This window comes from Paraburkholderia sp. BCC1876 (assembly GCF_902833695.1).
GTDB lineage: Bacteria > Pseudomonadota > Gammaproteobacteria > Burkholderiales > Burkholderiaceae > Paraburkholderia.
On the sequence record NZ_CADFGI010000022.1, the window covers coordinates 17,150 to 29,835 of the forward strand.

11 protein-coding genes are annotated in these 12,686 nt (G+C 61.5%); 1 reads left to right on the top strand and 10 read right to left on the bottom strand.

Going from position 1 to position 12,686, the window contains the following annotated elements:
- The first annotated feature begins 199 nt into the window (after positions 1-199).
- Positions 200-1,171 (top strand): LysR family transcriptional regulator, encoded by a 972-nt coding sequence (locus HWY05_RS37445; protein ID WP_035560678.1) that lies wholly within the window; start codon positions 200-202, stop codon positions 1,169-1,171.
- Between the two features lie 121 nt (positions 1,172-1,292).
- Here HWY05_RS37445 and HWY05_RS37450 read toward each other — a convergent pair whose 3' ends face one another.
- The 10 genes from HWY05_RS37450 to HWY05_RS37495 form a co-directional block, all read right to left on the bottom strand.
- Positions 1,293-2,459: a porin gene (locus tag HWY05_RS37450; protein WP_176061457.1), complete on the bottom strand. Its 1,167-nt coding sequence runs from the start codon at positions 2,457-2,459 to the stop codon at positions 1,293-1,295.
- A 156-nt stretch (positions 2,460-2,615) separates the two neighbouring features.
- Complete coding sequence (locus tag HWY05_RS37455; RefSeq protein WP_176061458.1) at positions 2,616-3,482, bottom strand: class II glutamine amidotransferase; 867 nt, start codon at positions 3,480-3,482, stop codon at positions 2,616-2,618.
- Positions 3,483-3,795: 313 nt separating this feature from the next.
- Complete coding sequence (locus HWY05_RS37460) at positions 3,796-4,161, bottom strand: response regulator (RefSeq protein WP_035560669.1); 366 nt, start codon at positions 4,159-4,161, stop codon at positions 3,796-3,798.
- A 20-nt stretch (positions 4,162-4,181) separates the two neighbouring features.
- The gene (locus HWY05_RS37465) at positions 4,182-5,153 is read right to left on the bottom strand and encodes a chemotaxis protein CheX (RefSeq protein ID WP_035560668.1); all 972 of its coding nucleotides are present in this window, start codon (positions 5,151-5,153) and stop codon (positions 4,182-4,184) included.
- 37 nt (positions 5,154-5,190) lie between these two features.
- On the bottom strand, positions 5,191-5,730 hold the full coding sequence (locus HWY05_RS37470) for a hypothetical protein (RefSeq protein ID WP_035560665.1): 540 nt from the start codon (positions 5,728-5,730) through the stop codon (positions 5,191-5,193).
- Complete coding sequence (locus HWY05_RS37475) at positions 5,727-6,464, bottom strand: methyl-accepting chemotaxis protein (protein WP_035560662.1); 738 nt, start codon at positions 6,462-6,464, stop codon at positions 5,727-5,729. The genes HWY05_RS37470 and HWY05_RS37475 overlap by 4 nt, the downstream gene beginning before the upstream one ends.
- 44 nt (positions 6,465-6,508) lie before the next feature.
- Positions 6,509-8,899 carry a HAMP domain-containing protein gene (locus tag HWY05_RS37480; RefSeq protein ID WP_035560660.1) on the bottom strand — a complete coding sequence of 797 codons (2,391 nt, stop codon included), beginning with the start codon at positions 8,897-8,899 and terminating at the stop codon, positions 6,509-6,511.
- Positions 8,900-9,153: 254 nt separating this feature from the next.
- Positions 9,154-10,077, bottom strand: coding sequence for a DNA/RNA non-specific endonuclease (locus tag HWY05_RS37485; protein ID WP_176061459.1), 924 nt, complete (start codon positions 10,075-10,077; stop codon positions 9,154-9,156).
- Between the two features lie 158 nt (positions 10,078-10,235).
- Positions 10,236-10,931: a DNA alkylation repair protein gene (locus HWY05_RS37490; protein WP_035560653.1), complete on the bottom strand. Its 696-nt coding sequence runs from the start codon at positions 10,929-10,931 to the stop codon at positions 10,236-10,238.
- Between the two features lie 693 nt (positions 10,932-11,624).
- Positions 11,625-12,686: thioesterase domain-containing protein (locus tag HWY05_RS37495; RefSeq protein WP_176061460.1), on the bottom strand; the 1,062-nt coding region annotated here is incomplete at its 5' end.

Consider the following 12,686-nt stretch of genomic DNA (forward strand, 5'->3'; position numbering starts at 1 on the left):
GCTGTGGTCGCGGCGTGCGGTGCATGAAGCGACTCCGGTTATACCCTGAGTCAGGTGGCCGACGCGTAGCTGCTATGCTCGTCTCACCCGTTTCACGCCCAACCGTCCCGCCGATAGTGAAGCGTAGCCGGGTTGCGCACCGCGCTGCAAATCACCGTTTCGGCGCGGGTTATTACCATTTAGTTATGTTCATGAGGCAATCTGGGTGGCAACCCCTGAAAACGACGCAATCGACCGCTTCTTTCGCAGCGGTCTGAAACTGCCGCATCTGCGCATACTGGTGAGTCTCGCCGACCTCGGTCAGGTCACGCGCGTGGCGGCCGCGTTTCACGTGACGCAACCGGCCATCTCGAAGCAGATCGGCGAAATCGAGGAAGCGCTCGGCGTGCCCGTCGCGAGGCGCGTGGGCAATGCGGTCGAGCTGACCGGCATCGGCAAGGTGATGGCCGCGCGCGGGCGCGAGATTCTGCGGCATATCGAACTGGCGCGCCGCGACGTCAGCGCGTTGACCACGGGCACGGCCGGTCACGTACGCTTCGGCGCCGTCACGACAATTCCGCAGCCGCTGATCGCACACGCGGTCGAACTATTCATGCGGCGGGCGCCGACCGCGACCCTGTCGTTCGTCGAAACGACGCTCGACAAGCTGGTCAAAATGCTCGACGAAGGCGAGCTCGATCTCGCCTTAGGACGCAATCGCATCGCCGACAATCAGGACGTGCTGAGCCAGCAGACGCTGCATCGCGAGCCGTTCGTGTTCGTGGTGGGCGCGAGCCATCCGCTCGGCAAGGTCGACCTGCCGGTGAGCTGGAACGATCTGCGCCCGCTGCGCTGGATCACGCCGTTGCGCGGCTCGCCGGCCTTTGCCACGCTCGTCGAAGCGCTCGCCGCGCAGGGCATCGCGCTCGATCGCGGCGCGCTCGAATCCAGTTCGCTAACGTTGAATCTATCGCTGCTGATTCGCGGCGACTTCGTGTCGATCCTGCCGCTCTCGGTCGCGCGTCATCACGTGAGCCGTGGACGGATGCGCGTGCTGCCGCTCGCGCCCCTCGAACCGCTGGGTGAAGTGGTGCTGGTGTGGCGCGCGGATACGTCGGCGCCGGCAGCGGATCTGTTCAGCGACTGCTTGCGGGAATCGTCGTCGGAATTGTTGACGGGTGAGGCGGAATGACGTGATGGACTCACGGATAGCCCGACGCGCGTCGGCTCCCGAATATCCTCACCTTTGACCGCAATGAAGACATTCGGCAGCCCGGCCGCCATCACGACGGCCGGTGCGTTCATGCAAACAATCAGAACTTGTGACGGATGCCGATCACCGCCAACTCCTGGCTGTTGGTCCCCGAGTTGACACCGAAACTGCCGATCGACGCCTGTGCGTTCACCACCTTTCCGCTCGCATTCAACGTGTTGCCGCTCGCCTTCTGGTAGCCCGCCAGCGCATACAGATCGGTGCGCTTGGACAGCGCGTAATCCGCACCGAGGTTGACCTGGTTGTAATGCGCCGAGCTTGGACCCGTCAGCGACGTGTAGTTGTAGCCGACACCCGTGCGCAACGCCGGCGTGATCTGATAGTTGAAGAACACCGAGCCGTTGTTGAACTTCGCCGTGTTGTGATACGCGGAGAACGCGTCGGTCGCGTACTGCGTGTTCGAATACGCAAGACCGACCGTTGCCGCGCCGATCACGTACTGCCCACCGACCCGCACGATCTGAATCGACTTCGCGCTCGCAAAGCCCGAGTTGATGACCGTGTTGAACAGCGTGTCGGAACTGCTGGTCCATGTCCGCACGTTGCCCGTCGTCGTATTGCCGCCGTTGGCGTAGAAGTAACCGGCGCCCAGCGACAGCGGACCGTTCGCATAGGCCGCGCCGAAGCTGTAGGTCTGACCGTTGCCGCTCGCGCCGGCCACGCCGCCCACGCCATACAGCGCTTCGACCTGGAAGCCGGCGAACAGCGGGCTCACGTACTTGACCGAGTTGCTGACGCGCAGGCTGTTGTCGTAGTTATCGAGGTCACCCGGCGAGGCGAAGGTGCCGCCGAAGTAGTTGTCTTCCGTGAGGCCTTGAACCAGATCGACGATCGGATCGTATTGGCGTCCCAATGTGACCGTGCCCCACGTGCTGCTCGACAGACCGACCACCGACTTGCGGCCGAATTCGCGGCTGCCCTGACCCAGCGTGCCCGTGCCGAGGTTGTAGCCGTTCTCGATCTGGAATACCGCGGCGAGACCGCCGCCCAGGTCTTCGGTGCCCTTGAGGCCCCAGCGGCTGCCGGAGACGTTGCCGCTACTGAACTTCACCAGCGACGACTGATTCTGGCCGTTCGCACCTTGTGCGTTGTGGACGTAAGCGATGCCGGCATCGGCGATACCGTACAGCGTGACGCTGCTTTGTGCCTGAGCGCCGGCTGCCAGAAGAAGACCGGCGGGCAATGCGAGGAGAGAAAGACGCTTCATGATTCGTGTTCCCGTATCGATGTTGTATTTGTTTAAAACTGGCGAAACGATACGAGACGAGCGGGCGTCGGCAAACTAACTAAATCTTCGAAGAATATGAAAGCGACAGTGGCGCGGCCTTGATTTCGGCCGCGCTAATCCCGTTTCGATGTGACGTCACGCCGGCACGGCGGACTGTTCGGAGAGCGCGTATTTCGACGTGGCGAGCACGTCGGCGGGAACGGCGACGTGGGCGCGGCGCAACAGCGCGCCGCGGCGGAACATCAGCAGATCGCCCGGCTGGCACGCGGTCCACGCTTCGTCGGTCAGCGGCGTGGTGGCGATCACCGCGGTGCGATCGGCCGGCGTGCCGCGCTCGGCAAAATCCACGCTCAGATCGCCGTCGACCAGACGTGCGCGCGAAAACGGCCAATGGCGAATCACGTACGAGAGCCGCGTCGAGCAATAGGCGAATTGCGCCTGGCCGTTCGACAACACGAAGTTGAAAATGCCGAAGGTGTTCAGCGCGCGCGTCGCCTGTTCGATGACGTTGAATACGGCGTCGATGTCGTCGATGTCTGCGTCCGTGCTTGCGTTCGCATTCGCGGCGAAATGCGCGTACAGGCGATTCATGATGAAGCAGAACGCGGCTTCGCTATCAGTCGTGCCGACCGGCGCATACGGACCGGGCTCCGGTTCACCGAGCGGCCGCAGGTCGCCGTTATGCGCGAACACCCATTGCTGGCCGCGCGACTCGCGCATGAACGGATGGCAGTTCTCGACGCGCGCGCCACCCTGCGTCGCCTTGCGAATATGCGCGACGACATTGCGTGACTTGATCGGATAGCTTTTCAGAAAGGCCGCGACCGGCGACTGATACGCCGCGTGTTCGTCGACGAACACGCGGCACGCGCGGTCTTCGTAGAACGCGACGCCCCAGCCGTCGACGTGATGATCCGTGAGACCACCGCGCGCGGCGAAACCTGTCAGCGAGAAACTGACGTCGGTGGGTTCGGCGCAGCTAAGGGCGAGCAGTTGGCACATGTCCGGCCTCGCCTTAAGCGGCCTGCGCCAGCCAACGCACAGGCACAGGCATAAACACCGGCATACGCAGAAGAGACCCAGGCACGAACAAGCCGACGGCATCCGCCATTACGGCGCCAGCACTGCCTGAAGTTATCGCGGCCATCACTCGTCATCCCGGGTCGTTCACAGTCATTGGGAGACTAGCGTGTTTCAACCGCCGCCGTTATAGCGAATCGTGCTTTGCAAATCACGGGCGAGCGGCTCCCGAAAAACCTCACCTTTGGCCAATCTCACTGCATTGGCCGAGCTTTTGCAGCCGCTCTTACCGACTTCAGCTTGCCAGCTTGCGGAACGTTTCCAGCACCGCGTCGCCCTTGAACGGCTTGACGATCCAGCCTTTGACGCCCGCCGCCTTACCACGCTCTTTCATGGCCGGGCTGCTTTCCGTCGTCAGCATGATCACGTTGACGCTCGTGTTCGCCAGCTCGCCGCGAATCTTTTCGACCATCGTCAGGCCGTCCATGTTCGGCATGTTGACGTCGCTGATCACCAGCTTGATGCCGGGGCTGGCCTTCAGCTTGGCGAGGCCGTCCTTGCCGTCCACGGCCGTATCGACGTCCAGGCCGTTCTTTTTCAGAAAGCCGGCCACTTCGTCGCGCACCGTGCTCGAGTCATCCACCACCAGAATTTTTGACATGATTTTTCCTATGACAACAATCAGAACAGATCCAGTTCGCCCGCTTCGACCATCGCGCCGACGTCATCCGTGACTTCCTTGAAGTCTTCCGGCGACCAGCTCAGGCTGAACACAAAACGTTGATGCAGCTTGACCGAACGACCCGACTGCGGGTCCTTCAGCCAATACATGAAGCACAGTTGCGGATTGCCGCTGCCGAACGAGATGTACCGGTGCTTGTGATTCACCAGCAGCGGCACCTGCACCTGGCTGCGCTGCCAGGCGTCCGCGTCGCCGACATAGCGGTTCTTGAACGAACCCCAGATCAGGTTCGTCACCTCGCCGAGCACGCCGTTCAGATCGCGGAAGTCCGCTTCGCCGTCCGGCGCGTGGTCGACCATCCGGTAACGATCGAGCAGGTCGAGGATCGGCGCCTCTTCGGCTTGCATCATCATGTAGCCGCGGCACCATGCGCTTTCCAGCGGAATCAGGCTGAACACTTCGCCGAAGATAATGCGGTCGCGCACGATATACGGCGTGTCGCACGTAATGACGAGGTCCTTGAACACGTCGCCGAGAATCGCCTGCGTCATGTCGGCGATACCGCGCACCAACGCGTTCGGATAGTCCAGGCTGAAAATGTATTCGTCGATCACCTGGCGCAGCGGCGCCATGTCGTGCCCGACATAGGCGGCGCAGATCACACGGCGCAGACTCTCGGGCAGGCTGTCCACACTGGCCTCGCTATCGCGCCGCATGATGATCGGCAACTCGGGCCGCACCGCGTTGATCCGGATCGCGATCTCGGCGCTGGCTTCGAGCGAGCCGCCATAGCTCTCGGCAAATAGCACCGCGCCCAGATCGATATTCGAGCGCAGCACCGACTGCAACCGGTTCTTGCCGACTTTCACGCCGACCAGATTGTTCTCGTCGCAAAACTGCTTCAGCGCTTCCTTGTGCAGCGGCGAGTCGTCCAGCACCAGCACCTTGCTGACCGGCTTGTTCATGTTCATGTCGCGTTCCTGCTCACTGCGGCGAATCGCCGGGTCGTTAAAACAATTCCAGCTCGCCGCTGGTTTCTTCAATCGCGCTGGTGTCCGCAACGAAGTCGATCGGTGCATGCGCGCACACGCACACCGTCGCGGCGAGACGCACGTCACCGTTAAGCGTGATCGCATACGACGACAGCAGCCCCGGCTTCAATTCATGCAAATGCGGCAGGCAACGCGCGTTCAGCACATACGGCGTCGACATGCCGAGATCGGGAAAGTGATTCAGCAATTCCTGATTCATCGCCCCGCAGCAGAGATTGCAGATTTCCAGAAAGACTTCCTTGAATGAGCGCTCGTCGGCCTCTTTCAGGTAGTACTGGCGCGCGCTGTCGTTCTCGTCGAAATGGAGAATCAGCAACAGCCGGTACACGATCGACGAAATGGTCAGCACGACCACCTGCGTGTCTTTGGTCGTGCCGGCGCTCGCGTCGTCGATCGGTACGATCTCGAACAGGTCGCTCGAATCCAGCGGCAAGCGCGCCTGCGCCGCCTTGCGAAAAATGCGTTCGAAGCTGTCTTTGGCGTGGTCGGAAATCACGCCGGCACCTGATGCAGCTTCGCGTAAAACTGATTGGCGAGCGACTCGACGCTCGCCAGCGACGCCGAGATCATCTTGCCGCCCGCCTGAATGTCCTGGAACGTGGACGTGGTGGTCAGGTCGTTGCGATGCAGACTGTCGCGATAGCTCTTCGACAACTCTTCGGAGCGCGCCGCGAGTGCGCGCACTTCGCTGGCCACCACCGCGAAACCGCGGCCCGCCGGGCCCGCGCGCGCCGCTTCGATCGACGCGTTCAGCGACACGATCACCACATGCCGCACGATCGACGACAGCTCCTGGTTCTTCGCGTGCATGTCGTGGTTCTGCGTCATCAGCGAAATCATCTGCTCGTGCCAGCGCTCGAAGGTCGCGCCCAGCCCCTTCAGACGCGCGGCTTCGCCGGCGATCCGCTGAGCCTGCTGGGTCCACTGGTCCTTGTCGCCGGTGAGGGCGTCGAGCGTTGCGCGCAGTTCGTCGGCGCTGGCCGATTGCTGCCGCAGCTCGTCGCGCAACTGCTCGGTCAGCGCGAGCAGTTCCTGCTCGGCTTGCTCGCGTTGACGCAGCACGTCGCCATGGTCGACCTTCTCGGCCATCAGCGTGTTGATCCGGGCTTCCGCTTCGGCACGCAAACGTGCAGCCAGCTTCGCGCTATGCAGCTTGTGGAGGGCAAACGCCAGCAGCGCGGTGATCGCGCTGCCGGCTGCTGCTGCCGCTAAACCATACTGTTGAATCACAACCATTCCTTGCGAAGTTCATCGCGACGCGCATCGACCCGCGCTCAGTCCGCCATCGCGTCGAGTTGCAGCTCGCCGGTTTCACCGCGCGCGTTCACGCCGAGCGTATCCACCGCGAAGCTGTCCGGCAGGCAGACGATCGTCTGAAACTGACGGAATGCCGCGCCCTTGTGATCGTCGGTGAAACGCAGTTCGATGCTGCCGTGCTCGCGCTTGAGGAAAGCACGCACCGCGTCCATGCCGACACCGCGGCCCGACACTTCCGTGACCGTTTCCGCGGTCGAGAAGCCCGGCCGGAAAATGAAGTCGGCAATCGCTTCGTCGCTGAGCGTTTCGTCGCCGTTGATCCAGCCGCGTTCCGCCGCGATACCGCGAATCCGTTCGAGCGCGAGGCCGCGGCCGTCGTCGCTCAGCGTGATCTGCAATGCGCCGCTGTCCACGCCCACTTCGATATCGATCGTACCGGCCGGCGTCTTGCCGTGCGCGCCGCGCACGTCGGCGGTTTCAATGCCGTGGTCCATCGAATTGCGCAGCAGATGCATGAACACGTCGTTCAGCGTGCCGCCCGCCTGACCGCGCAGACGGTAGCCGTTGTCGTCGATCCGCACGTCCGGCGCCGGCTTGCCCAATTCGCTTGCGAGCGACGGCAGCGAATCCAGCACGCCCGACAACGCGTCGGCCACGCTCTCGCTGCCCAGCGCCCGCAGCGTGCGGCGCATCGCGTCGCGCATGGATTGCAGTTCGTGCAGTTCGCCGGCGTTGGTCTGATCCAGCATGCTCAGCGTGCGTTGAATGTCGTCTTTCTCGACCATCACGAAACGGCCGGCGTTGCCCGCTTCGTTGGCCGGCCCCTTACCCTTGCGGCCGAGGCTATGTTCGTTGATCTTCGCGTAGCTTTCGATCGCTTCGCGCACGCGCGTCAGTTCCTGCATCAGGTGATCCTGATCCCACGGGCGGTCCGCGTCCGGCTGGCGCAGTTCGTGATAGCTCTGCTCGGTTTCGTGGACGACGTTGGTCAGATGCTGCAGGTTATACGTGCGCGCATTGCCCTTGATGGTGTGCATGTTGCGGAACAGTTCGGCGATTGCCGCGTGATCCGCTTCCGAATGCTTGCGGATAATGCGCTCGTTTTCGCTGACAAAGCCGGCCGAACTTTCGATGAAGTGATGGAACTTCTCTTCGCTGACCGCGAGAATCTCGCCGATCATGTCGAGACGGCGACGCTGTTCGCTGGCTTCCGCCGCGAGCTTGCGCAATTCGGTGACGTCGCGCACGCACAGCATCAAGCGCACGATCACGTCGTTTTCGTCGGTAATCGCCGACCAGCTCAGGTCGAGGATTTTCGCGCGGCCGTCGGGCATGCGCTTCGAAATCTCGCCGAGCAGCAGATGCTGATTGAACACGAAGTTCATGCAGTCTTCGCCAAGGCACGCGTGCGTGGCGGCGTCGACTTGCGAGAGCGCGTCCGAACCGAGATCGGTGTCGGCGAATACGAGGTCCATCAGGTCGCGGCCGGCAATGTCCTTCGTTTCGAAGATGTCTTCCAGATACGCGGAGTACTCCGAGTGGATCACCGCGCCGTCGACCACGGTCAGAATACCTTGCTGCATGTTCTGCAACATCGCCTGAATGTCGGCGGTTTTCTGCTTCAGTTGCGCCGAGCTTTCCTGAATCTTCTCGATCATGCCGTTGAACGCGACGATCGAATGACCGATCTCGTCGAGTCGACCCACCGGCACACGGCGCGTGAAGTCCTGGCTCGACGCGATCTCGCTCATCATGGCCTGCATGCGGCTCAGCGGGCGTGTGATCTGGCGGTACAGCAGCGAACCGATCGACGTCAGCAGAATGATCGCGATGCCGGTGACGATGGCAATCGCCGTGGTGGTGGTCGACAGCGTGGCGTTCAACGCCGTGATCGCGTCGTCTTTCTGGCGATTCTTCTCGACGCGCAAGGTCTCGACAATGCCTTCGAGTTCGTCGCGGTATTGCGCGACGTTGGCGAACAGATAGGCCTGGGCGAGTTCGTTCTTGCCGTCGGCCTTCATCTTCGCCGTTTCGGTAATCGCGGAGAAATAGTTCTCGAGGCTGTCGTTGGCCTGCGAAACGAGACCTTGCTGCGCGTGGCTCGCGGCGTCTTTCGCCTGCAAGGCGAGCGCCTGTTGCAGCGAGGCTTTTTTCTTCTTCAGCTCGTCCTGCGCCTGCGTCACCATGTTGGCATCGGGCGCGTAGACCAGCGTCATCGTGGCCAGTTGCACGTCCTTGACTTGCGAGACGAGGTCGGCGGAGGCGAGCGCGCTGGGCACCACACCTTCCGTTACCTTGCGTACTTCGGCCGCGCTGCCGCGCGTCTGATAAACGGCGTAGCCGCCGATCGCCGACAAGGCGACGAACATCAAAACAACCAATAGCGTGATGCGATGACGGATAGTCATTTGAACCCCCCGGGGTCTGGCCTTCGCGTCAACCCTCGATCGGAGCAGCGCGTTTTGTACGAAATATGGTCTCACTTGCAGCGCTGCCGAGTATTGCCGAGGTTTGTTACTAAGCGATGACTACACTGTTCTGGCGCGTATAAAAATCCGTAAATAAATCGCTAAAGTTTTCGAATGAAAAGCCGTTAATCTTTATCGGCCAATTTTTCTGCTGTCACCGCTGATACAAGCTGCGCGCATAGCGCCCGGCGTCTTTAGACTCGAATGCTTTCGAAGGAATCGAGTGGCTCGACCAGTTCGGTTCCTTGCGCTACTTCATGTTGAGAAAACCCGTCGTAGGGAATGAGCGCGCTGAAATCGATATGCGTGCTTTGCATCACATTGCGGATGCTGATCTGGAACGTCTTATACCCGGCGTAGACAAACCTGAGTTGCTCGAGCGCCTGCACCTGATCGACCTTATAGGCGGTCGCGGAAGGACGGCCGTCTTCGGTCACGATCGCGACGACTTTCCAGAACGCTTTCGGAATCAGCGCACCGCGATAGGCCAGATCGTTCGCGCCGAAGTACGGGCCGGTGAAGACCGACACGCGCATCCGATCCACCCTGGCGTGCCGCAAAACGTAGTCTTCGAGTCCCAGCCAGACCTTCTGATTGACACTCGCCATTTGCGGGCAACAGTTCGTGAAATGGAACGTGTCGGCATTAGCCGTGCGCGCTTCCTCCGGCGTGCCCCAGACAGGGTCTTCTCGACGCACCATGTGACCTCGGTCCAGTGCGTTGCCGTCGTAAAGCGCGTCTCCCCATTGATCGTCTTTGTCGAGCCGTCCGTCGAAACACCACACGTCGGTGCGCGGCACTTGCCGCGAATGCGCACCGTCGATATTGACCGCGGTGATGAGCGGAAGCCGTCGCGAGGCCGACATGATCACCGAGAAGTTTTGATACCTGAGTTCGGCGCCCGGCCCTCCCCGGCGAAGCGGGCGAATGTCGCCGGCGGGTTGGGGGAAGGCGATGCGCCAGCCTGCCAGGAAGTCGGCATTGTAGCCATGACGCCCGCTCAATTCGTCGGGCGATGTAGTGGGTTCCCTGCCCGCCTTGTCGAGCGAATCCGACAGGTTCCGGCCGAGGCGAACCATGTCGGCGAGGGTGGCTTTCCGGGTAAGCGTGACGGGCATCGTCGGACTCCTTGATGAGGTACGGGTCGATCTGAGTACCCATCAGCAATGGTCGAGGGCGACGAGGCGGCGATTACTTCCCTGCAGATTGATGTGAGTCAAGCGACGCAATCGCACAGGTGCTAGTTGCTCCGGCGCGAGATAAACGATTGCGATGGTTAGCGGATCGGCGGCAAATGCTTCGACGCTTCTCGCACGGTGAGCGGCGACATGATGTCGCCGGAAGCCGATAGAAAACCGCTCACCGCTTGAGGCGCGTGCCAAGCGTAATCCCGCAACGCCCAGCCGATCGCTTTGCGGATGAAGAAATCGCTTTCGTTGGCCAGTGAGCGGGCATAGCCGAACAGACGCGTTTCGTCAGTGTGATCGCGCCAGCCGAGCTGATGAATCATCGCCACACGTCGCACCCACAGCGAGTCATGTTGAAGCGCCGTATCCATGGTGGCCTGGGCTTGCGGCGTGTGCGTTCGCGCCGCCTTCAGCACGTCGCCGACCACGCCCGCGAGCGGGTCGACGCAATCCCACCAGCAAGCGCGCTGCACGATCTCCAGCAGATGCGCGATGTCTGCTACTGCCAGCGTCTTCCACTTGCGCGCCAGCAGGTCGGTCGCAATGTACTGGTATTCGCGTGCCGGCATCGTCCACACGGCGTTCGCGCAAGCCAACAAATGCTCGGCGTTCTCCACCTCCAGCCGCTTGAACACCGGCAGCACCGCTTGCCGCCGCAGCGGGGTGGGCACACCGATAAAGTCGAACTGATCGCGCATGTAGGCGCGCATGGCGGGCGCGCGCTGCGCGTCGGCGTGCGGTGCGAGCGCGGCCTTGATCTCTTTGGCGAAAGTCTTGGGCGTCATTGGGGGAAGCGTTCCACATAAACGAGTTCGGGGACGAGTTTCGATTCGCGCCAGCCGGTTTTTTGCAGGCGGGTAGGGTGACGCTGTCTTTTCTGCAGGGCGCTGATGCGAGCGTACAGGTTTCGAAGTGAGCCGAAGCGAACATTAGTTTCCCAGTAAACCAACGTCAAGCGTGACGGAAAACCGGCGGATGCGGGCACCGATCCAGGCTCCCGAATTCCCTCACCTTTGAATTTAAAGTGCGGGGACAGGTAGCGATATTCTCACCTCGACCGCTCCCGAATATCCTCACCTTTGGCGTTTTTAGCTGACGGTTGTCTGCGCAATCGCCCCGGCAAGTCGTTCTGCACGTCGCCAAAGTACTCCCTGGAAATCCTCACCATATCGACGGTGCGGATTCGACATGACACTTTCTCACCTCCTGGAATCGCTCACCTTTGCAGTCGATCTCCTGGAACGCCTCACCTTAGGAGGCTTTTCCAGACGTCATAGGTGCTGTTCCGTTCTCGCATCGACTCACCGATCAGCGACCTGCGCACGATCTCCTGGAACAGCTCACCTCTGATCCCACTGGCGTCGCCTCCTGGAAATTCTCACCGTGAATGGCAGTGACCTCGTCTCCTGGAATTCCTCACCATTGACGGCAGCGGCCCCATCTCCTGGAATTCCTCACCGTTGTCTCGACGATCGACCCTATCGCAGCGCGGCGGCCACTAGCGGGCCGATTAGCGCCAGGGCTTCCGGGTGCAACATCTTCTCGTGCAGACACGCAATGTCGTGGGTCACGATATGTCCACCGATGTACGGTTGCCACGCGGTTGACTCGCCCAGCAAGGCATTGTCCGGTTCGGTGCGGGTGGCACGGAAGAACAGCAAATCACCGTCGAATACGCCCGGTCTGAACTGGCAGATCAGCGCCGGCGTGGCCTTTAACTCGTCGAAGATCGCATTGAAGACTTCGTCACCCAGCCCGTGGACACTCTCCCTTCCGCGACTGAGCTGTTGCCGGATCGCATCGGGCGACGACGGCACGTCAGCATCCTCCCACGGTGTATCGGACAGCGACTGAAACAGCACCTTCGCAATTTGCAGGTCGGTCGGCGGGAGAGGCATCTCGATTGCGGGAGGGATCGGATAGCTGTCGAACATGATGAGTTGCTCGACCCGCTCATTCTGATGCAGCAGCAAGGTGGCGACCGCATGCGCGATGTGACAACCGAGCGACCAACCCAACAGGCGGTAAGGGCCGGTGGCCTGCACCGAGCGGATCTGTTCGAGATAGTCAGCAGCGATCGTTTCGATCGTGTCGAAGCGGCGAGTCGGCTCGCTTAACCTGCGCGCCTGCAGCGCATATAGCGGACGATCGGGTAGAAAGCGCAGCAATCCCGCATAAGGCCAGCCGAACCCGCCGCCTGGGTGGATGCAGAACAACGGCGGATGCTGTCCTTGGGTGCGCAACGGCAGCAGAACATTCAGCGCCCCAAAATCTTGCCGTGGGACTGCGTGGGCCTTGAGTCTTTCAGCGAACAGGGCGATGGACGGCGCCTCGAATAACGCACCCAGCGAGACGTCCCTACCGAATGTCACGCGCACCTGGTTCAGCAGACGAGCGGCCATCAGCGAGTGCCCGCCGAGCGCAAAGAAGTTGTCGTGCCGGCCGACACGTTCAATGCCGAGGAATGCCTGCCAGAGAGTGGCCAGCATGGTTTCGATCTCACCTTGCGGCGCGGCGTACTGCTGCAGGCTGAACGCGTC